At 68.6% G+C, this 19,994-nt stretch carries 27 protein-coding genes and 1 riboswitch; of the genes, 5 read left to right on the plus strand and 22 right to left on the minus strand.

Features of this window, described 5'->3' with window-relative positions:
* The first annotated feature begins 29 nt into the window (after positions 1–29).
* From yhbH to FWJ67_RS04750, 3 genes are read left to right on the plus strand one after another with little or no spacing between them, the layout of a single operon-like run.
* Positions 30–1,208: a sporulation protein YhbH gene (gene yhbH, locus FWJ67_RS04740; protein WP_304171029.1), complete on the plus strand. Its 1,179-nt coding sequence runs from the start codon at positions 30–32 to the stop codon at positions 1,206–1,208.
* Entirely contained in the window at positions 1,205–2,647 is a 1,443-nt protein-coding gene (locus tag FWJ67_RS04745) for a SpoVR family protein (RefSeq protein ID WP_414482035.1), read from the plus strand. Before yhbH ends, FWJ67_RS04745 begins: the two co-directional genes overlap by 4 nt.
* A 49-nt stretch (positions 2,648–2,696) precedes the next feature.
* Complete coding sequence (locus FWJ67_RS04750) at positions 2,697–3,068, plus strand: hypothetical protein (protein ID WP_304171033.1); 372 nt, start codon at positions 2,697–2,699, stop codon at positions 3,066–3,068.
* Here FWJ67_RS04750 and FWJ67_RS04755 read toward each other — a convergent pair.
* Entirely contained in the window at positions 3,065–4,396 is a 1,332-nt protein-coding gene (locus FWJ67_RS04755) for a (Fe-S)-binding protein (protein ID WP_304171035.1), read from the minus strand. The two genes, FWJ67_RS04750 and FWJ67_RS04755, sit on opposite strands and share 4 nt — an antisense overlap.
* The gene (locus tag FWJ67_RS04760) at positions 4,393–5,808 is read right to left on the minus strand and encodes an FAD-binding oxidoreductase (protein ID WP_304171037.1); all 1,416 of its coding nucleotides are present in this window, start codon (positions 5,806–5,808) and stop codon (positions 4,393–4,395) included. The genes FWJ67_RS04755 and FWJ67_RS04760 overlap by 4 nt, the downstream gene beginning before the upstream one ends.
* 213 nt (positions 5,809–6,021) lie before the next feature.
* Positions 6,022–6,167: riboswitch (cyclic di-AMP (ydaO/yuaA leader) on the plus strand.
* A 106-nt stretch (positions 6,168–6,273) separates the two neighbouring features.
* On the opposite strand from FWJ67_RS04760, the gene FWJ67_RS04765 reads away from it, so the two are divergent.
* A complete protein-coding gene (locus tag FWJ67_RS04765; protein ID WP_414482034.1) occupies positions 6,274–7,386 on the plus strand; it encodes an NAD/NADP octopine/nopaline dehydrogenase family protein in 1,113 nt (370 codons plus the stop codon).
* A gap of 89 nt (positions 7,387–7,475) precedes the next feature.
* Positions 7,476–9,617, plus strand: coding sequence for a transglycosylase domain-containing protein (locus tag FWJ67_RS04770; protein WP_304171041.1), 2,142 nt, complete (start codon positions 7,476–7,478; stop codon positions 9,615–9,617).
* Positions 9,618–9,721: 104 nt separating this feature from the next.
* Here the strand turns inward: FWJ67_RS04770 and rpsI are convergent, their stop codons facing one another.
* The 20 genes from rpsI to FWJ67_RS04870 form a co-directional block, all read right to left on the minus strand.
* The gene (gene rpsI, locus FWJ67_RS04775; RefSeq protein ID WP_414482603.1) at positions 9,722–10,123 is read right to left on the minus strand and encodes a 30S ribosomal protein S9; all 402 of its coding nucleotides are present in this window, start codon (positions 10,121–10,123) and stop codon (positions 9,722–9,724) included.
* 15 nt (positions 10,124–10,138) lie between these two features.
* Positions 10,139–10,585, minus strand: a complete 447-nt coding sequence (rplM, locus tag FWJ67_RS04780; protein WP_304171043.1) for a 50S ribosomal protein L13 — start codon at positions 10,583–10,585, stop codon at positions 10,139–10,141.
* 54 nt (positions 10,586–10,639) lie between these two features.
* Positions 10,640–11,473, minus strand: a complete 834-nt coding sequence (gene truA / locus FWJ67_RS04785) for a tRNA pseudouridine(38-40) synthase TruA (RefSeq protein ID WP_304171045.1) — start codon at positions 11,471–11,473, stop codon at positions 10,640–10,642.
* 3 nt (positions 11,474–11,476) lie between these two features.
* Positions 11,477–11,815: a 50S ribosomal protein L17 gene (gene rplQ / locus FWJ67_RS04790; protein WP_304171047.1), complete on the minus strand. Its 339-nt coding sequence runs from the start codon at positions 11,813–11,815 to the stop codon at positions 11,477–11,479.
* A 23-nt stretch (positions 11,816–11,838) separates the two neighbouring features.
* Complete coding sequence (locus tag FWJ67_RS04795; protein ID WP_304171064.1) at positions 11,839–12,780, minus strand: DNA-directed RNA polymerase subunit alpha; 942 nt, start codon at positions 12,778–12,780, stop codon at positions 11,839–11,841.
* Positions 12,781–12,825: 45 nt separating this feature from the next.
* A complete protein-coding gene (gene rpsD, locus FWJ67_RS04800; protein ID WP_304171049.1) occupies positions 12,826–13,452 on the minus strand; it encodes a 30S ribosomal protein S4 in 627 nt (208 codons plus the stop codon).
* A gap of 24 nt (positions 13,453–13,476) precedes the next feature.
* Positions 13,477–13,872 carry a 30S ribosomal protein S11 gene (gene rpsK, locus FWJ67_RS04805; RefSeq protein ID WP_304171051.1) on the minus strand — a complete coding sequence of 132 codons (396 nt, stop codon included), beginning with the start codon at positions 13,870–13,872 and terminating at the stop codon, positions 13,477–13,479.
* A gap of 62 nt (positions 13,873–13,934) precedes the next feature.
* Complete coding sequence (gene rpsM / locus FWJ67_RS04810) at positions 13,935–14,309, minus strand: 30S ribosomal protein S13 (RefSeq protein WP_304171053.1); 375 nt, start codon at positions 14,307–14,309, stop codon at positions 13,935–13,937.
* Between the two features lie 16 nt (positions 14,310–14,325).
* The gene (rpmJ, locus tag FWJ67_RS04815; RefSeq protein ID WP_304171055.1) at positions 14,326–14,439 is read right to left on the minus strand and encodes a 50S ribosomal protein L36; all 114 of its coding nucleotides are present in this window, start codon (positions 14,437–14,439) and stop codon (positions 14,326–14,328) included.
* 30 nt (positions 14,440–14,469) lie between these two features.
* Positions 14,470–14,688 (minus strand): translation initiation factor IF-1, encoded by a 219-nt coding sequence (gene infA, locus FWJ67_RS04820; RefSeq protein ID WP_304171066.1) that lies wholly within the window; start codon positions 14,686–14,688, stop codon positions 14,470–14,472.
* A gap of 15 nt (positions 14,689–14,703) precedes the next feature.
* Positions 14,704–14,952 (minus strand): hypothetical protein, encoded by a 249-nt coding sequence (locus FWJ67_RS04825; protein ID WP_304171058.1) that lies wholly within the window; start codon positions 14,950–14,952, stop codon positions 14,704–14,706.
* Positions 14,953–15,051: 99 nt separating this feature from the next.
* A complete protein-coding gene (gene map, locus FWJ67_RS04830) occupies positions 15,052–15,801 on the minus strand; it encodes a type I methionyl aminopeptidase (protein WP_414482032.1) in 750 nt (249 codons plus the stop codon).
* A gap of 19 nt (positions 15,802–15,820) precedes the next feature.
* On the minus strand, positions 15,821–17,089 hold the full coding sequence (gene secY / locus FWJ67_RS04835) for a preprotein translocase subunit SecY (protein ID WP_304171154.1): 1,269 nt from the start codon (positions 17,087–17,089) through the stop codon (positions 15,821–15,823).
* Position 17,090: 1 nt separating this feature from the next.
* Positions 17,091–17,534: a 50S ribosomal protein L15 gene (gene rplO / locus FWJ67_RS04840; protein ID WP_304171156.1), complete on the minus strand. Its 444-nt coding sequence runs from the start codon at positions 17,532–17,534 to the stop codon at positions 17,091–17,093.
* Between the two features lie 28 nt (positions 17,535–17,562).
* The gene (gene rpmD, locus FWJ67_RS04845; RefSeq protein WP_304171159.1) at positions 17,563–17,751 is read right to left on the minus strand and encodes a 50S ribosomal protein L30; all 189 of its coding nucleotides are present in this window, start codon (positions 17,749–17,751) and stop codon (positions 17,563–17,565) included.
* 40 nt (positions 17,752–17,791) lie between these two features.
* Positions 17,792–18,313, minus strand: coding sequence for a 30S ribosomal protein S5 (gene rpsE, locus FWJ67_RS04850; protein ID WP_304171197.1), 522 nt, complete (start codon positions 18,311–18,313; stop codon positions 17,792–17,794).
* A 75-nt stretch (positions 18,314–18,388) separates the two neighbouring features.
* Positions 18,389–18,754 (minus strand): 50S ribosomal protein L18, encoded by a 366-nt coding sequence (rplR, locus tag FWJ67_RS04855; protein WP_304171161.1) that lies wholly within the window; start codon positions 18,752–18,754, stop codon positions 18,389–18,391.
* Positions 18,755–18,767: 13 nt separating this feature from the next.
* The gene (rplF, locus tag FWJ67_RS04860; RefSeq protein WP_304171163.1) at positions 18,768–19,316 is read right to left on the minus strand and encodes a 50S ribosomal protein L6; all 549 of its coding nucleotides are present in this window, start codon (positions 19,314–19,316) and stop codon (positions 18,768–18,770) included.
* Positions 19,317–19,370: 54 nt separating this feature from the next.
* Positions 19,371–19,769, minus strand: coding sequence for a 30S ribosomal protein S8 (gene rpsH / locus FWJ67_RS04865; RefSeq protein WP_304171165.1), 399 nt, complete (start codon positions 19,767–19,769; stop codon positions 19,371–19,373).
* Between the two features lie 20 nt (positions 19,770–19,789).
* Complete coding sequence (locus FWJ67_RS04870; RefSeq protein ID WP_304171167.1) at positions 19,790–19,975, minus strand: type Z 30S ribosomal protein S14; 186 nt, start codon at positions 19,973–19,975, stop codon at positions 19,790–19,792.
* Positions 19,976–19,994: the final 19 nt, after the last annotated feature.

Genomic DNA, 19,994 nt, shown 5'->3' on the forward strand with positions numbered 1-19,994 from the left:
GCGCGGGAGCACCGTGAGGGGGGAGCGCCATGGCCGACCGGCTCTTGGTCGTCTCCAGGGAGGACTGGTCCCTCCACCGCCAGGGGGAGCTGGATCAACAGCGGCACCAGGAGAAGGTCCGGGAAGCGATCCGGGAGAACCTGGCGGAGCTGGTCAGTGAGGAGAGCATCATCCTCTCCGACGGGCGGAAGGTGGTGAAGGTCCCCATCCGCTCGCTGGAAGAGTACCGGTTTCGCTTTGATCCCTACCAGGGCGAGCACGCGGGCTCGGGCCCCGGGGGGACGGAGGTGGGGCACATCCTGGGGCCCGCCCGCCCGGATCGGGGCGAGGCCGGCCCAGGGGCGGGTCCGGGGGCGGGGGATCAGCCGGGGGTGGATTACTACGAAGCGGAGGTGACCGTCGACGAGCTGGCCGAGCTGATCTTCGCCGACCTGGGGCTGCCCAACCTGCAGCAGAAGCGGCGGGCCCACCTGGAGAACCCCAGCGTGGAGTTCACCGATGTGCGGAAGCAGGGCCTGCAGGCCAACCTCGACAAGCGGCGCACCCTCTTGGAAGCCCTGCGGCGCTCGGCCCGCCAGGGCCGCCGGGGCTTGGACGGCATCCGCCGGGAGGACCTCCGTTACAAGACGTGGGAGGAGCACCACCGGCCCATCGCCTCCGCGGTGGTCCTGGCCATGATGGACACTTCGGGCTCCATGGGCACCTTCGAGAAGTACATCGCCCGCAGCTTCTACTTCTGGATGGTCCGCTTTCTCCGGACCTGCTACCGGGATGTCCAGATCGTCTTCATCGCCCACGACACCCGGGCCCGGGAGGTGACGGAGGAGGAGTTCTTCACCAAGGGCGAGTCGGGCGGCACCAAGTGCTCCGCCGCGTACGAGAAGGCCTTGGAGATCATCGACCAGCGCTTTCCGCCCGCGGAATACAACATCTACCCCTTCCACTTCTCCGACGGTGACAACTTCCCGTCGGACAACGTCCGCTGCGTGAAGCTGATGAGCGAGCTTCTGGAGCGGTCCAGCGCGGTGGGCTACGGCGAGATCACCAGTTCCCGGTATTACCGGGAGAGCACCCTGATGGCCGCCTTTGAACGGCTCCAGGATCCCCGTTTCACCTGCGTCCAGATCCGCTCCAAGGAGGAGGTTTACCCCGCCTTGAAGCGCTTCTTCCGGCGGACTGAGCCGGTCCCGGGGGGGCTCGTGGGATGACCCCGGCGGAGCTGGCCCTCTTCGAACGGCGGTTGGAGGAGATCGACCGGATCGCCCGGTCCCTGGGCCTGGACTACTACCCGGTCCGCTTCGAGGTGGTGCCGGCCCAGGTGATGTACACCTTCGGGGCCTACGGCATGCCCCGCCGGTTCAGCCACTGGAGCTTTGGGAAGGCCTACCACCGGATGAAGACCGAGTACGACTTCAACCTGAGCCGGATCTACGAGCTGGTGATCAACGCCAACCCGGCTTACGCCTTCCTGCTCGAGGGGAACAGCCTCCTCCAGAACCTGGTGGTGGCCGCCCACGTCCTGGCGCACGTGGACTTCTTCAAGAACAACGCCCGCTTCCGGCGGACCGCCCGGGATATGGTGGAGACCATGGCGGTCCACGCGGAGCGGATCCGGGCCTATGAGTTCAAGTACGGCCGGGAGGCGGTGGAGCGCGTCCTGGACGCGGCTCTGGCCATCCAGGATCAGGTGGATCCCTACACCGACCCCTGGGCCCGCGAGCCCGAGGAGGAACCGAACCTGCCGGAGCGGAGCCCGGCTGACGGTGCAGCCCAGGACCCCTACGCCGATCTGTGGGCCCTGGACCGGTGGCTGCCCGGCGGCACCGGTGAGGAGCGCCAAGAGAGCCCACCCGCCCAGCCCACCCGGCGGGCCTTCCCCCGGCGGCCCGTCAAAGACCTGGTCCGGTTCATCGCGGAGGCGTCCCCCATCCTGGAGCCTTGGGAGCGGGACGTGCTCCTCATGATCCGCCAGGAGATGCTCTACTTCTGGCCCCAGTTGGAGACCAAGATCATGAACGAGGGGTGGGCCACCTACTTCCACACAAGGATCATGCGGGCCCTGGACCTCTCCGACGCGGAGGCCTTGGAGTTCGCTCAGATGCACGCGGGCGTCATCCAGCCCTCCCCCCACCAGATCAACCCCTACCTTCTGGGCCTGAAGCTCTTCGAGTCCATCGAGCGGCGGTGGGACCACCCCACCCCCGAGGAGCGGGAGCGGTGGGGCCGACAGGGGGGCGAGGGGCGGGCCAAGATCTTCGAGGTCCGGGAGACGGAGACGGACCTCTCCTTCATCCGCAACTACCTGACCAAGGAGCTGGTGGAGGAGCTGGACCTTTACCTCTACGCTCAGGTGGACGGCCACTGGCAGGTGGTGGAGAAGGACTGGGAGCGGGTGCGGGATCACCTGGTCCAGAGGCTGACCCACTGCGGCATCCCCTACATCGTGGTGGAGGATGGCGACTACCGGGGCCGGGGCGAGCTTCTCCTCCGCCACCGCCATGAGGGGTGGGATCTGGACCGGCGGTATGCCCTGAAGACCTTGGAACACCTCTACCGCCTCTGGGGGAAGCCCGTCCACCTGGCCACCGTGGAACAGGGGCGGGAGCGGGTCTACGTCTTCGACGGCGAGAGCGCCGCGAGCCCGTGAGTCGGGCACCTCGCCTCCCAGGAGATACTAGCCCCCGGGAGGGATGGCCGTGAGCCAGGAGCCGGACCGGCAGATACTCCTTGCCTTCTTCCCCTCCCGGGCCCAGGCCGAGGCGGCGAAGGCGGCCCTCGGGGCAGCGGGCTTCCACCAGCTCCACATCGACCGGGTGAGCCGCCACGCCAGGGGAGACGCCTCCATTCTGACCAACCCCCTGACGGGCAGCTTCACCAGCCTGGCCCCCGGGGGCGGAGACGGCCCCGAAGAGGCGGGCGCTCCCCTGATGGGGCCCGTCCCTGGGGCCGGTAGCTCCGGCCTGGAAACCGACGCCCCCGAGAAGGGCTACCTGCTCACCATCGTCGCCCCCGCCCGGGAGCTGGACCGGGCGGAGCTGGTGGTCCGGGAGCACGGCGGGCTCCTCTAACCGGCTCCCCGGGCCCCGGCCTGGATGGCCCGGTCGAGGATCTCGGCGATGTGGAGCACCTGAACGGGCGCCGTCGCCGGCGCGCCGCCCACCCGCCCTTGAGCGAGCCGCCGGGCCCCCATCAAGAGCTGGAGGTGGCAGGGGGTGTTGGCCACCGCCAGGACCGAAGCCCCCACCTGGGCCACCTGGGCCATCTTAGCATCCAAAAGCTCCCGGCTCATAGCCGGCTGGGTGAGGGTGTAGACGCCGCCTGCGCCACAGCACTGGGCCGCGCCAGGCAGCTCCACGTACCGGAGGCCGGGCACCCGCCGGAGGAGGCGCCGGGGCGGATCGACCACCCCTTGCACATTCCGCAGGTGGCACGAGTCCTGGTAGGTGACCGCCGCCTCGAAGGGCCCCAGCTCGGGAAGGGGCAGCTGGTCCACCAGCTCGGTGAAGTCCCGGCATCGGCTGGCGAAGGCCTGGGCCCGCTCAGCCCACTGGGGATCGCCGGCCAGCCAGTCGGGGTACTCCTTGAGGGCCGCGCCGCAACCACCCGCCACGTTCACGATCCAGTCGGCCTCCACCTGCTCGAAGACCTCGATGTTCCGCCGGGCCTGAGCCAAGGCGGCCTCCCGGTCCCCCAGGTGGGCGTGGACCGCCCCGCAGCACCCCTGGCCGGGCGGGATGAGGACCTGGCAGCCCGCCGCCTCCAGAACCCGGATGGCCGCCTGGTTGACGTGGTCCAGAGCGATGGCCTGCACACACCCGGAGAAGAAGGCGACCCGTGGACCGTTCCCCAAGGGGGCCTTCCCCCTGGCGGGCCCGTCCGCCCGCTCCGGGCTGGGCAGGGAGGCCTCCAGCTCACCCAAGGGCGGCAGGAGCCGTTCCAAGACCCCCGTCCGACGGATCAGGCCCTGGAGCCCCAGGGCGCGGTAGAGGCGGTAGAGCCACCGGCTCAGGCGGAGCCCCCAGGGGCGGCCCAAGAGGCCCCGGAGAACAACCCGCCAGGCAACCCCTTCCAGCCAGGGGCGGGGCCGCCGGGGCTCCAGCTCCGCCCGGCTCGCCTCCAGGATCTGGCCGTAGGGGACCCCGGCCGGGCAGGCAGGCTCACAGGCCCGGCAGCCGATGCACAGGTCCAACGCGGGGAGGATGGCCGCCGGATCCAGCCACCCTTCCGCGGCCGAGCGGACCAGGTGGATCCGCCCCCGGGGGCTTTGGGTCTCCAAGCCTGTCACCTGGTAGGTCGGGCAGGCGGCCAGGCAGAAGCCGCACCGCATGCACTGGACCGCCGCCTCCAGGGGGAGCCGGAGGGTCTCGGGATCCCGCAGCTTGAGCGGCCCGCTCATCCCTGCCTCACCACCAGGCGACGGGGGCGCTGGCGGGGCAAGATCTTCCCCGGGTTGAGCAGGTTCTGGGGGTCCAGAGCCTCCTTGATCGCCCGCATGGCCGCCATCCCCGCGGGGCCGACCTTCCACTCCAGGTAGTTCTGCTTGGCCAGGCCCACCCCGTGCTCACCGGTGATGGTCCCGCCCAGTTGGATGGCCGCCCGGAAAATGTCCTCGAAGGCAGCCTCCACCCGGGCCATCTCCTCCCGGTCCCGCTCGTCGGTGAGGCAGGTGGGGTGGAGGTTGCCGTCGCCCGCGTGGCCGAAGGTGCAGATGGTCACCCGGTGCCGGGCCGCCGCCTCCTGGATGGCCTGGAGCATCTCCACCAGGCGGGCCCGGGGCACGGTGGCGTCCTCCAGGATGGTGGTGGGGCGGATCCGAGCCAGGGCGGAAAGGGCTGCCCTGCGGGCCGCCATCAGGCGGTCGCCCTCCTCAGGGCTGGCGCCCACCTCCACCCGGACCGCCCCCGCCTCCCGGCAGATGGCCGCCGCCGCGGCGATGTCGTTGGCCACCTGCTCTTCCGGACCGTCCTGGCCGATGAGGAGGACGGCCTGCGCGTCAGTGGGAAGACCCACCCGGGCGAAGGCCTCCACCGCCTGGATGGTGCCCTGATCGAGGAACTCTAGGGTGGCGGGGAGCATGCGGGCGGCGATGATCCGCTCCACGCTCCGAGCCGCCTCCTCCAGGCGGGTGTAGACAGCCAGGGCCACCTGGCGGGCCGGCGGCAGGGGAATCAGCCGGAGGATGATCCGGGTGATGATGGCCAAGGTCCCCTCCGAGCCAACCAGGAGCCGGGTCAGGTCGTAGCCGGCCACATCCTTGACGTTCTTGCCCCCGGTGGTGATCCGCTCACCGTTGGCCAGCACCGCCTCCAAGCCCATGACGTAATCGCCGGTGACACCGTACTTCAACCCCCGCAGGCCCCCGGCGTTCTCCGCCACGTTCCCGCCGATGGTGGAGACGGCCACACTCCCCGGATCGGGCGGGTAAAAGAGACCCTCCGCCTCCACCTGCCGTTGGAGCTGGGCCGTGATCACCCCTGGCTCCACCGTCACCGTCAGGTTCTCCCGGTCCAGCTCCAGGATCCGGTTCATCCGGGTCATGACCAAGACGATGCCGCCCTCCACAGGGACCGTCCCGCCCGAGAGGTTGGTCGCCTGGCCCCGGGGGAGGAGGGGGATCCCCTCCCGGGCGGCCAGCCGGACCACCGCCTGGACCTGCTCCGTCGCCCCAGGGAAGACCACCGCATCGGGCAGGGACCGGTACCCAGGGGCCCCGTCGTAGGCGTAGGCCGCCCGGTCCGCCTCGCTGTCCAAGACCCAGGCGGGGCCGACGATGGCCCGAAGCTCATCCACAACCCGCGGGTCGAGCATGCACGCACTCCTCTCCCTTCCCCGGCGCCGCCGGGGTGCCAGCCCTTTCGCCGTCTTCTGTCCTCTGGTTCCGCGCCGGGCGGCCGGGGGCCTGCAGCCTGAAACCCGCCGGGCGCACCCGCGCCGGGACCGATCTTGGCCCGGGGAGTGAGGCCGGGTTGCATCTCCTGGAGGGGTTTCCGTATAATTGGGTGTGCATAACCCGCCTCGAGACCAGCTGAATCGCTGAATCGCGCCCCACGGGTGCGAGCGGGGGACCCAACCTCTTCGGGGTGAATCTCCGGCCTGGGCCGGGGAAGGGCGAACTCTTGCCGCCCGAACCCGTCAGCTAACCCCGCAAGCGTTGCAAGGGAGTGCGGCTGGTTGGTCGTCACCTGCCGCGTGGCGGCACCTGCACGGAGGTCTCTCAGCCAACTCCCTGCGTGGTCAACCGGGGCCCATCCTGTGATGTGAGGAGGTTGTGGCATGCCTCACCGGGACTTTCTGCGCGTCGCCGTGCTGGGCGCCGGCCATGGCGGTCAGGCGATGGCCGGTTGGATGGCTTGGCAAGGGCACCAGGTCCGGCTCTTCAACCGCTCGGCCGAGGCTCTGATGCCCCTCCGCTCTGGGCTGACCCTCGAGGGTGTGGTCTCGGGCCACGTGCGGCTGCAGGTGACCACCCACATCGATGAGGCCCTGGACGGGGCCGACCTGGTGATGGTGGTGACACCGGCCACGGCCCACCGGCCCCTGGCCTACCGGATGGTTCCTCACCTCTCGCCCGAGCAGGTGGTCCTCCTCCACCCCGGCCGGACGGGCGGGGCCCTGGAGGTGGCCCGGATTCTGGCGGCTGCCGGCCTTCCCAACGTGGTGGCGGAGGCGGAGACCTTCCTCATGGCCAGTCGTGTCGAGGCGCCGGGGACCGCGCGGATCTACCAGATCAAGCAGCGGGTCCGGGTGGCGGCGGTGCCGGCCCACCAGACGCGGCGGGTCGTCGAGCTGCTGCAGAAGATCCACCCGGCCTTCGTGCCCGCCCGGAACGTGTTGGAGACGAGCCTGCAGAATATCGGCGCCATCTTCCACCCCGCGCCCCTCCTGCTCAACTTGGGCCGGGTTCAGGCAGGCCTCCCCTTCGACCACTACCATGAAGGGATCACCCCCGGGGTGGCGGCGGTGATGGAAGAGGCCGACCGGGAGCGGACCGACCTGGCCGCCCGGTTGGGGGTGGAGGTCCTGTCGGCCCGCCAGTGGCTGCGGAAGGCGTACGGTGTCGACGGCCGGAACCTCTACGAGTCCATTCAGGCCAACCGGTCCTACCGGGGCCTGAAGGCCCCCCAAACCGACCGGCACCGCTACCTGACGGAGGATGTGCCCACGGGGCTGGTCCCCATGGTCTCCCTGGGGAAGGCCCTGGGCCTGCCCATGGCCGTCATGGAGTCCCTGGTCCGGATGGCTGAGTGCCTCCACCGGGTGGAGTACAGCGCCACCGGCCGTACGGTGGAGAGTCTGGGCTTGGCGGGTCTGGGCCCGGCAGCCATCCGGCGCACGGTGGAGCTGGGCTTCGCCCCTCAGGCCCACCGGGCGGGGATGGAAGGCTGACCCAAGGGCGCCGGAACACGTGAGCTTCGTATAGGCTCCCGTTCCCTGTCGCAAGGTAGGGGCGAGGCCGTTCGAGGCCCGCCACTGCCATGATCCGTTGGTTCCGACGCATCGGACTCGGGGTTTTGATCCTGCTCCTTCTGGTCCTGGTGCTGGTGGTGGTCAACAGCTACCGTCTGGTGGCTGGCTTGGACCCGGACGCGCCGCCCCAGGCGGCCGTCCTTCTGGACCGGGAGGGGCAGTTTTTTGCGTACGCTGGCTGGGGCGCCGTCCGACGGGTCTCGTTGGATGAGGTGCCCCTACACCTCCAGCAGGCGGTGGTGGCCGCGGAGGACAAGCGCTTCTACCAGCACCGCGGGGTGGACCTGATCGCCATCGGGCGGGCCATCTGGGCCAACCTGCGGGCCGGGTCCATCGTCCAGGGGGCCAGCACCATCACCCAGCAGCTGGCCCGCACCCTCTTCCTCACCACCGAGCAGACCCTCAGCCGAAAGGTCCAGGAGATGGTCCTGGCCCTCTTCCTGGAGCAGCGCTTCTCCAAAGAGGAGATCCTGGAGATGTACCTCAACCGGTACGAGTTCGGCGAGGGGGCGGTGGGCGTCGACGCGGCCAGCCGGACCTACTTCGGGCGCCCGCCCGAACAGCTTCACCTGGGCCAGAGCGCGCTCTTGGCCGGTATCCTCCAGGGGCCTTACCTGTACTCACCCTTCCGCAACCTGGACGGTGCCTTAGCCCGGCAGGCCTACGTGTTGGACCGCATGGTGGAGGACGGCTACGTCACCCGGGAGGAGGCGGCCGCCGCCCGGGAAGCCCCCCTCCAGTTGGCCCAACGGCCCTCCGGGGGCGAGCGGTACGTTACCGACTGGATCCGGTCTGAACTCGTCCGGCGGCTGGGCTCCAACCTGGTCCGGTACGGCGGGCTGGTGGTCCAGACCACCATCGATCCCCAGGTGCAAGCGGCCATGGAGGGGATCCTGGGCGAGCACCAGGGCGCCATCGTGGCCCTGGACCCCCAGACAGGAGGAGTCCTGGGCCTGGTGGGCGGCCGCAGCTACCGGGAGAGCCAGTGGAACCGGGCGACCCTGGCCGTCCGCCAGCCCGGGTCCGCGCTGAAGCCGATCATCTACGCCGCCGCCCTGGAACAGGGCTGGCAGCCCAACTGGCTGGTGGACGACCGGCCCCACCGGTTCGGCGAGTACGCCCCGGAGAACTACAAGGATGAGTACTGGGGCCCGGTCACCCTTCGCCAGGCCCTGGTCGATTCGCTCAACAACGGCTCCGTGTGGCTTTTGAGTCAGATCGGGGTGGAGGCGGGGATCGAGATGGCCCGGCGGCTCGGTCTCTCCCGGATCGGCGACGCCGACCGCCACCTGGGCCTGGTGCTGGGCGCCTTGGCCGAGGGCGTCACGCCGCTGGAGCTGGCCGCCGCCTATGCGGTCTTCGCCAACGGCGGCTACCGGGTGGAACCCCACGGCATCATCCGAGTCCAAGATGCTCAAGGCCGGGTCTGGATCGAGGAGGAGCCGGACCCCCGCCTGGTCCTCAGCCCACAGATCGCCTACCTGATCACCGACATGCTCCGGGGCGTGGTGGAGACGGGCACGGGGACCGCGGCGTGGCCCGGTCGGCCGGCCGCGGGGAAGACGGGGACCAGCGACGATCTGGTCAATGCCTGGTTTGTGGGGTACACGCCGGAGCTGGTGGCGGCCGTCTACCTGGGCAACGACGACGGCTCGCCCATCGCCGGCGGCGGGGGAACCCTGGCCGCCCCCTTGTGGGGCCGGTTCATCACCCGGGCTTTGGCCCACCGGCCGGTCCAGGCCTTCACCCCGCCCCCGGGGGTGGTCCCCGACGTGCTCATCGATCCCTTCACCGGCCTGCGGGCGAGCGAGCGCTGCCCCCGGGCCCAACCTCACGCCCTCCTCCGGGGCCAGGTGCCCAGCCGGTACGCGCCCTGCACCTGGGGCGCGCCCCAAGGGGAGGGGCTGCCGGCCAGCCGCGCGGCCTTCGAACGGGGCGAGGTGACCGTCGCCGCGGAGCCTGGCCGGCCCCGCTCCGGCTCCCTCTTCCCCCTTCTCCTTCCCCAGGCCCCCCGCCCCCAGGCCCCTGGGGCGGCGTCCGAGCGCGATGACGGGCTGCCCCGGCGCCCCGGGAGCCTTTCCGACCTCCTGCGCCGCCTCCTTCTCCCGGAGGAGGGGCCGGAGGCGGAGGCTTCCCCCGAGACACCCTGAGGAACAGCCCGCGGATCCACCAGCGCGCCACCGGACCGCCGCGGCGACGGACGGCCACGAAAACGGACGGCCAAAGGATGAGAGCAAGCCAGCAGGGCCCAGGTTCAGCGCTTGGAGAACTGGGGCGCCTTCCGGGCCTTCTTGAGGCCGTACTTGCGCCGCTCCTTCATGCGCGGGTCCCGGGTGAGCAAGCCCGCCCGCTTCAACGGCGTGTGGAACTCGGGGTTCAGGCTGCTCAGCGCCCGGGCGATGCCGTGCCTCAGGGCGATGGCCTGGGCGGCCACGCCCCCGCCGAGGAGCCGGGCCTGGACATCAAACTTCCCCTCGGTCTCGGTCACCTGGAAGGGACGGAGGATCTCCCGCTCCAGGGTCACCCGCCCGAAGTACTGGCTGACGGTCTGCCCGTTGACCCGGATCTCGCCCGTGCCCGGCATGAGCCAGACCTTGGCCACCGCGGTCTTGCGCCGCCCGGTGGCGTACGTGCGCTCGCTCACTTCGACTGCCATACCAACCCCACTCCTTTAGGAAAGCTGCAGCGGCTCGGGGTTCTGAGCCTGGTGCGGATGGTCCGGCCCGGGGTAGACCTTCAGCTTCTTGATCATCTGGCGGCCCAGGCGGTTGTGGGGCAGCATCCCCCACACGGCCCGCCGGATGGGCGCCTCAGGATGCCGCTCCCGCATCTGGCGAGCGGTCAGCTGCTTCAGGCCGCCGGGGTACCCGGTGTGCCAAAAGTACTTCTTCTTGTCCCACTTCTTGCCGGTCAGCACCACGTCCGCAGCGTTGATCACAATCACGTAATCCCCCGTGTCCAGGTGGGGGGTGTAATAGGGCTTGTGCTTCCCCCGAAGGATGGCGGCGATGCGGCTGGCCAGGCGGCCCAAGACTTGCCCGCGCGCGTCGACCACGTACCACTTCCGCTCAATCTCGTCCTTCTTGGGAACCACCGTCCGCTGGGTCACGCCCTGCATGGTCGAGCTCCTCCTCACCTACGGCACCCGCCCTCCAAATGGGGCGGTATGATGCTACCACATCGAGGCAAGCGGGTCAATCAGCTCGCCGATCGGGTCCCCAGGCCCTTCGACCCCGCCCGGTTGCTCGGGCGGGTAGCGGACCCGGACCAGGTACAAGCCCCACGGGGGCGCGGTTCCCACCGGAGGCTTCAGGTGGGGTTCTTTCAGGCGCCGGGTCAGGTCTGCCGGGGCCATCCGGCCCCGCCCCACCTCGACCAGCCCAGCCACCAGGCGGCGGACCATCCGGTACAGGAAGCCGTCCCCTTCCACCGCAACGACCAGCCACGGGGGCTGGGGAAGAAGATCCAAACGGTACACGGTCCGGACGGTGGAGCGGGCCGAAGAGCCGGTGCTGGCAAAGGCGGCGAAATCATGCCGTCCGGTGAGCCCCGCCGCCGCCTCCCGCATCGCCTCCAGATCCAACTCGCGGGGCACCCACCAGGCCCGGTGCCGGGCCAGGGCGGTCGGCTCTTTCCGGGTTAGGAGCAGGTACCGGTACTCTTTGGAGACCGCCCCGTACTGGGGGTGGAAGGAGGCCTCCGCCTCCCAGGACCGGCGGACCACCACCCCGTCCGGCAGGTGGCGGTTCAACGCCGGGGCGAACCGGTCGCCGGGAATGGAGCTGGTCGTGTCAAAAGCGACCACCTGGCCCAGGGCATGGACACCGGCATCGGTCCGGCCGGCCGCCAAGAGCCTGGGCGATTCGCCCGTCGCCCGCTGGACCGCCGCCCTCAGGGCGTCCTGAACGGTGACCCGGCCGCCGGGACGCCCCCGTTGGGATTGAAATCCCGCAAAACCCGTCCCGTCGTACTCGACGACGAGGACCACGCGCCGTTGGGGGCGCATCGATCACACCAGTTCGATGATGGACATGGGCGCGGCATCCCCGCGGCGGGGCCCCACCTTGACGATCCGCACGTAGCCGCCGTTCCGGTCCTGGTACCGGGGAGCCACCTCTTCGAAGAGCTTCCGGACGGGCTCCTTCCCCACTAAGTACCGGGCGGCCTGACGGCGGGCGTGCAGGGTGCCCTCCTTGCCCAAATGGATCATCCGCTCAGCCAACGGCCGGATGGCCTTGGCCTTCGCCTCGGTGGTCTGGATGCGCCCGTGGACGATGAGGGCGCTCACCTGGTTGCGGAGCAACGCGCGCCGGCTGGCTGCATTCCGGCCCAGCTTGTGTCGCTTCAACGCCATTCACCTCGCCGTGGTCACTACTCGTCCGCCGACCGCAAGGAGAGCCCGAAGTTGCCCAGCTTCTCCTTGATCTCCGCGAGCGACTTCTTGCCCAGGTTCCGGATCTTCAGCATGTCCTCTTCGGTCTTCCGGACGAGATCCTCGATGGTGTTGATGCCGGCCCGCTTCAGGCAGTTGTAGGAGCGGACCGACAGATCCAGCTCCTCGATGGGCAGCTCCAGGAGCCGGTCCTTCTCCTCCTCTTCCTTCTCGACCATGATCTCCACGTCGGCGGAGGTGTCGGTCAGAGCGATGAAGAGCTTCAGGTGCTCCGACATGATGCGGGCCGCCAGGCTGACTGCCTCGTCGGGAGCAATGCTCCCATCGGTCCACACATCGAGGATCAGGCGGTCATAGTCCGTCACCTGACCCACCCGGGTGTTCTCCACCTCAAAGTTCACCCGCGGCACGGGGGTGAAGATGGCGTCGAGAGGGATGAGGCCAATAGGCATCTCATCCTTCTTGTTCCGCTCGGCGGAGACGTATCCCCGGCCCTTCTCAAGGGTAATCTCCATGTAGAGCCTGCCGCCCTCGTCCAGGGTGGCGATGTGGAGGTCAGGGTTCAGGATCTCCACCTCGGGGCCGGCGATGATGTCCCCGGCCGTTACCTCGGCGGGGCCCTGGGCCTCCACCCGCACCTGCACCGGCTCGTCGACGTGCAGCTTCACCAAGAGCTGCTTCAGGTTGAGGACGATGTCCGTCGTGTCCTCGACCACGCCCGGGATCGTCGAGAATTCGTGGAGCACCCCGTCGATCCGCACCGCCGTAGGGGCCGCACCGGGAAGGGACGAGAGCAGGATCCGCCGGAGGCTGTTCCCCAGCGTGGTGCCGTAGCCGCGTTCCAGCGGTTCCACCACGAACCGGCCGTAGGTCGGCTCCAAGACCTCGCTGACGATCCGCGGCCGTTCGATCTCGATCATGCGCACCGTTGCCCCCCTTCAGACCAGGCCCTCAACCGGGCGCCCCTACCGGGAGTAGTACTCGACGACCAGATGCTCTTCCACATCGAGGTCGATCTGCTCCCGGCGCGGCAACTCCAAGACCTCACCCGAGTAGGTCTCGGGGCTGAAGCTGAGCCACTCAGGCACACCGCGCTGCTGGGCCGCTTCCACGTTGGCCTTGATCAGGTCCAGGTCCCGGCTCCGCTCCCGGATGCTGATGACGTCGCCGGGCTTGACCAGATAGGACGGAATGTCCACCTTCCGCCCGTTGACCGCCACGTGGCCGTGCATGACCAGCTGACGGGCCTGAGGACGGGAGACGCCGAACCCGAGGCGGTAAACCACGTTGTCCAGGCGCCGCTCCAAGATCTGCAGCAAAGTCTCGCCCGTAACACCCTTGGCCTTGGCCGCCATCTCGTAGTACCGGCTAAACTGGCGCTCCAGCACGCCGTAGATGCGGCGCAGCTTCTGCTTCTCCTGCAGGTGCAGGGCGTAATCCGACGCCTTCCGCCGCCGCTGCCCGTGCTGACCGGGCGGGTAGGTCCGCCGGGCCACGGGGCACTTGTCGCTGTAGCACTTGTCACCTTTGAGGTAAAGCTTCTCGCCCGCCCGCCGGCAGAGACGGCAAACGGGGCCGGTGTATCGTGCCATGCTGGATCCCTTCACCTCCTCACGTTAGACACGGCGCCGCTTGGGAGGACGGCAGCCGTTGTGGGGCACGGGGGTGACGTCCTTGATGGCGTTCACTTCCAAGCCGGCCGCCTGCAAGGAACGGATGGCGGCCTCCCGGCCTGAACCCGGTCCCTTGACGTAGACGTCGATCTCCCGCATGCCATGCTCCATGGCCATCCGCGCCGCCCGCTCCGCCGCCAGGCCGGCCGCGTACGGCGTCCCCTTACGGGCACCCTTGAAGCCAACGGTCCCGGCGCTGGCCCAAGCGATCACATTCCCCTGACGGTCGGTAATGGTGACCAGCGTGTTGTTAAAGGTTGACTTGATGTGGGCCACCCCGTACGCCACGTTCTTCCGTTCCCGGCGCTTCACCCGGGTGGTGCCCCGCTGTCTGGACATGCGCCTTCACCCCTCATGGAACCCGAGCTGACTGCTGGGCTGAACGGCCCCCTGGCCTGGCCTCACTTCTTCTTCTTCCGGATGCCGACCGTCCGCCGCGGGCCCTTGCGCGTCCGAGCGTTGGTGCGCGTCCGCTGGCCCCGGACCGGCAGGCCCCGGCGGTGGCGGAGGCCCCGGTAGCAACCGATGTCGATCAACCGCTTAATGTTGGCCTGGACCTCCCGCCGGAGGTCACCCTCCACCACGTGCTCCTTCTCGATGACCTCCCGGAGGCGGGTCACCTCGTCCTCGGTGAGATCCCGCACGCGCGTGTCGGGGTTGACGCCCGTCTTCGCCAGGATCTTGCGGGACGTCGACAAGCCAATGCCGTAAATGTAGGTAAGCGCCGCCTCCACACGCTTCTCTCGCGGGATGTCGACGCCGGCGATCCGCGCCATCGTCACACCCTCCTGACTAACCCTGCACCTGCTTGTGCTTCGGGTTCTCGCAGATAACCATGACCCGGCCGTGGCGCCGGATCACCTTACACTTCTCGCACCTGGGCTTCACCGAGGGCCGCACCTTCATCTGCACCCACCTCCCCACTGGGCCGGGCCGTCACCGCTTCCGGTAGACAATCCGGCCCCGGCTCAAATCGTACGGCGAAAGCTCAACGGTCACCTTATCGCCTGGGATGATTCGGATGTAGTGCATCCGCATCTTCCCGGAAATGTGCGCCAGAACCCGGTGGCCATTCTCAAGCTCGACGCGGAACATGGCGTTCGGCAGCGGCTCAATCACGGTCCCTTCCATCTCGATCACGTCTTCCTTACCCACCCGTGCCATCACCTCCTATTCCGCGACGCCTGCCGGCTCCGATCGCTCTCCGGCGCTGGCCTCCTCGGCCAGCCACGCTTCGATGCGAGCCCGAATTTCCCGGTCGCTCACCGGCTCCCCCCGCATCAGCCGCTGGCCCAGATCCCGATCGACCTCCGCATGAAGCCACAGGTGCTTCAGGTTCTTCCGCTTGGGCTTGCTGAGCGGGTGGCGGTCGCCGTCGCTCACCAGCACCATCCGCTCATCGGCCAAGCCGACCACCATGTAGCACCGACCTGCGTCCCGCCCGGCTCGGGATGTCACCCGTCCGCCGAGCTCCGGCTTCCTGGCCATAACACCTCACCATCCCGCTCCCGACCCGGCTCACTCCCGCCGGGTCAGGATCTCGGGCCCATCGGGGGTGACGATGATGGTGTGCTCAAAGTGGGCCGCGAGGGACCCATCCACCGTCACCGCCGTCCACTGGTCGTCCAAGATCCGCACATGATGCTTCCCCATGGTGACCATCGGTTCGATGGCCAGGCACATGCCAGGTTTGATCCGGGGGCCCCGCCCCGGGGGGCCGAAGTTGGGCACCTGAGGTTCTTCATGCATCTCGCGCCCCACCCCGTGGCCGACAAAGTCACGCACCACAGAGAAGCCGCGGCGCTCAACCCAGGTCTGGATCGCATGCCCGATATCGGAGATGCGGTTCCCTGGGCGGGCGGCTTCGATTCCGCGGTACAGGGCCTCCTCCGTGGTCTGGAGAAGCCGCTGGACGTCGGGCGCGATGGCGCCGACGGGGTAGGTCCAGGCGCTGTCGCCCACAAAACCGTCTAAGGTCACCCCGATGTCCACCGAGACAATCTGGCCTTCCTCCAGCCGCCGGGAGCCCGGAATCCCATGGATCACCTCATCGTCCACGGAGGTGCAGATGCTTGCCGGGAACCCTTGGTACCCCTTGAAGGTCGGGATGCCGCCCGCCTTCCGGATCAGTTGCTCCACCGCCTCATCCAGCTCGGCGGTGGTCACGCCGGGACGGATCATCTCGGCCACCAGCGCATGCGCGTCGGCCACCAGCTTCCCGGCCCGGCGAAGCCGGCGGATCTCTTCGGACGACTTGAGAATGATCACCCTCCCGTCGCCGCCTTCCCTAGCGGATGAAGCCTTCGTAGTGGCGCATCAAGAGCTGCGCCTCCACCTGCTTCATCGTGTCCAGGGCGACGCCCACCATGATCAAGAGGCTGGTGCCGCCGAAGGACATAATCTGCATGGGCAACCGGGTGATGCCTGCCATCAGGTAAGGCAGCACCGCAATGAACGCCAGGAAGAGTGCCCCCAGCAGGGTGATGCGGGTGAGCACCCGGTCCAAGTACTCGGCCGTCGGCCGCCCGGGGCGCAAGCCGGGGATGAACCCGCCGTACTTCCGCATGTTGTCCGCCACATCCCGGGGGTTAAAGGTGACGGCCGTGTAAAAGTACGTGAAGAAGACCACCAGCAGCGCGTACACGATATTATACCCAACCCCGCCCAAGGCCAGCCAGTCGGTAAACCGCGCCAGCGAGGGGACGAACTGCCCCAGGGTCAAGGGGAAGGTCAGGATGGAGCTGGCGAAGATGACGGGGATGACCCCCGCCTGGTTGACCCGTAGGGGGATGTGGGTGCTCTGGCCGCCCATCACCCGCCGGCCCACCACCCGCCGGGCGTACTGGACCGGGATCCTCCGCTGCCCTTCCTGTACCATGACCACGCCGGCGATGACGACCACCGCCAGCACCAGGTAGAGGAGCAGGCTGAAGATGCTCACCCCGCCCTCTCCCACCGCCCGGATGGCGAAGCCGATCTGGGAGGGGAAGCGGGCCACAATCCCCGTGAAGATGATCAGGGAGACGCCGTTGCCAATACCCTTCTCGCTGATCTTCTCACCGATCCAGGTGAGGAAGAGGGAGCCCGCCGTCAAATTGACGACGATGACGGCCAGAGTGAAGAAGGTCGGGCTGGCGATCACACCGTAGCTGCGCGCCAGGGCCGTCAAACCGATGGCCTGCACGATGGCCAGGATGACGGTGCCGTAGCGGGTGTACTGGGCGATCTGCTTCCGACCCTCGATCCCCTCTTTGGCCAGCTCCTCCAACCGGGGAATGACCACCTGGAGCAGCTGCATGATGATCGAGGCGGTGATGTAGGGGTTGACGCCCATGGCAAAGAGGGCGAAGTTCCCCAACGCCCCGCCGGCGAACAGGTCGAGGAAGGCAAAGACGTTCCCGCCGCCGATGTCGAGCATCTCCCGCAAGGTGGCCGCGTCGACACCGGGCACGGGGATATAGGAGCCGATGCGGAAGACCACCAGAAGCCCCAGGGTGTACAGGATCTTCCGCCGGAGGTCCGAGATGCGAAACGCGTTGATGAGGGCTTCCAGCATCTCAGCCGATCACCTCGACCTTCCCGCCAGCCGCCTCGATCTTCTGCCGAGCCGACTCGGTGAAGCGGTGCGCGCTCACCTCCAGCGCGACGTGCAGCTCACCGTTCCCCAAGATCTTGATGCCATCCCGCTGCTTGCGAACCAACCCGACCTCCCGGAGCAGCTCCGGCGTCACCCGCGTCCCTGCCGGGAACCGGTTCAGGTCCTGGAGCTTCACCTCTTCATACTCCTTGCGGAACGGGTTGGTAAAGCCCCGCTTGGGGATGCGGCGGACCAGGGGCATCTGACCGCCCTCGAAGTAGGGGCCCTTTCCGCCCCCGCTCCGGGCCCCTTGCCCCTTCTGGCCCCGCCCGGACGTCTTCCCGTGCCCGGAACCGATCCCCCGCCCGACCCGCTTGCGACGGTGGCGGCTCCCTTCCGGCGGTGTCAGATCGTGAATCCTCACCCCGGTAACCCCCTTGTGCCCTCGGCCGTCAGGCGTCGACCTCTTCCACGTCCACGAGGTGACGCACCTTGGCAATCATGCCCCGAATGGTGGGCGTATCTGGCTGTTCGACGGTGCTGTTCAGCTTGCGGAGGCCCAGCGACCGGATGGTCTTCTTCTGGTCCTCGGGGCGGCCGATCACGCTCCGCCGGTACGTGATACGCAACCGCTTGGCCACGCTCTCGCCCCCTCCATCCCTAGGGTTCATCGGCCGACGATCAGCCGATGATCTCCTCGACGCGCTTGCCCCGGATCTCAGCCACCTCGGCGGCCGTCCGCAGCTCGGAGAGGGCCTTCAAGGTGGCCCGAACCACGTTGATGGGGTTGGATGACCCGAGGGACTTGCTCAGCACGTCCTGCACCCCTGCCAGCTCCAACACCGCCCGGACAGGCCCTCCGGCGATGACGCCCGTCCCGCGGGAGGCCGGCTTGAGGAGCACCCGGGCCCCGCTGTAGCGCACCGTCACCTCGTGCGGGATTGTCGTGCCCACCAGGGGAACCTCGATCAGGTTCTTCTTCCCCTCATCCACGGCCTTGCGGATGGCGTCCGCAACCTCCTTGGCCTTGCCCAGGCCAGCCCCCACCCGGCCCTGGCGATCGCCCACCACGACCAGGGCATTGAAGGACCGGCTGCGGCCACCCTTCACCGTCTTGGAGACAGGGTTGATGTGGACGACCCGCTCTTCAAACTCGCTTTCGGGACGGTCCCGGCGCCGGTCATCCCGCCGCCGGCCACCCACGCGCCGTCGCTCTGCCACGCTCTCGCCCCTTCCACTTCCGAACGCAGAACGCTCTCCAGTGTACCCGGCCTCTTCTTAGAAGTCCAGTCCCCGAGACCGGGCCCCATCGGCCAGAGCGGCCACCCGGCCGTGATACTTGTGACCCCCGCGATCGAAGACGACCCGTTCGATCCCCACGGCCTTCGCCCGCTCCGCCACCAGCTCGCCCACCTTCCGGGCCGCCTCCACGTTCTTCGTGGAGGTGAGCTGCCCCCGCAGCTCCGGGTCGAGGGTGGACGCGTGGGCGAGGGTCCGCCCCTGGGTGTCGTCGATCACCTGCGCGTAGATGTGGCGCAGGCTCCGGAAGACTGCCAATCTCGGGCGTTCAGGGGTCCCGCTGATGCGCTTGCGCACCCGCCGGTGGCGCCGCTCGCGCCCGACATGACGACTCCTCTCAGCCACAAGCCTTCACCCCTTACGCCTTGCTCACCTTGCCCGCCTTCCCGGCCTTCCGGCGGACCCGCTCGTTCTCGTAGCGGATCCCCTTGCCCAGGTAGGGCTCCACCTTGCGCAGGCTCCGGATATCGGCCGCGATCTGGCCGACGGCCTGCTTGTCGATCCCCCGGACCACGATTCGGGTGGGCTGGGGTACCTCAATCTCGATGCCCGGTGGGGGATCGATCTCCACGGGGTGGCTGAAACCCAGGCTGAGCACCAGCTTGTTTCCCTGCTTGGCGGCCCGGTAGCCGACGCCGGAGAGGAGGAGAACCTTCTCAAAACCGTTGGTAACCCCTTCAACCATGTTGGCGATCAAGGTCCGGGTGAGCCCATGGAGGGCCCGGTCCTGCCGGGCGTCGCTCGCCCGCTCCACCCGGATCTCCTGCCCCTCCACCACCACCCGCATCCGGGGGTGGACCTGCTGGACCAGCTCACCCTTGGGACCGCTCACCTTCACCTGGTGGTCGGTGGTTTCTACCTTCACCCCGCTGGGAATGGGGATCGGCTTCTTGCCAATCCGTGACACGCGCGCTCACCTCCCGCGACCCTTGACGGCCGCCAGGGCCTGGGGCCCGGCGCCTTACCAGACATAACAGATGACCTCGCCGCCCACCCGCTCCTTGCGAGCCTGCCGGTCGGTCATCACGCCGCGGGAGGTCGACAGCACGGCGATGCCCAGCCCACCAAGCACCTTGGGAACCTGATCTTTGGTGGCGTAGACCCGCCGCCCCGGCTTGCTGATGCGCCGGATGCCCCTGATGCTCTCCCGCTTCTGGGGACCATACTTGAGGTAGACCCGGATGGTCTCGAAGGGGCCGTCCTGGAGGATCCGCACGTCGCGGATGTACCCCTCTTCCTTGAGCACCCGGGCCAACTCCTTCTTCAACCGCGAGCTCGGAATGTCCACCGAGTCGTGGCGCGCGTGGCTCGCATTGCGGATCCGGGTCAGCATGTCGGCAATCGGATCGGTCATGACCATCTCTCTACCACCCTCCGGCCCTACCAGCTCGCCTTAACCACGCCCGGGATCTGACCCCGGTGGGCTAGCTCCCGGAAGCAGATGCGGCAGAGGCCGAAGCGCCGCATGTACCCGCGAGGCCGCCCACAGCGCCGGCACCTGTTCACTTTGCGAGTGGAGTACTTGGGTTCGCGTTGGGCTCTGATAATGAGCGCCTTTCTGGCCACACGTCAACCTCCTTCCTGC

The organism is Limnochorda sp. (genome assembly GCF_047459355.1).
Lineage (GTDB): Bacteria > Bacillota > Limnochordia > Limnochordales > Limnochordaceae > Limnochorda.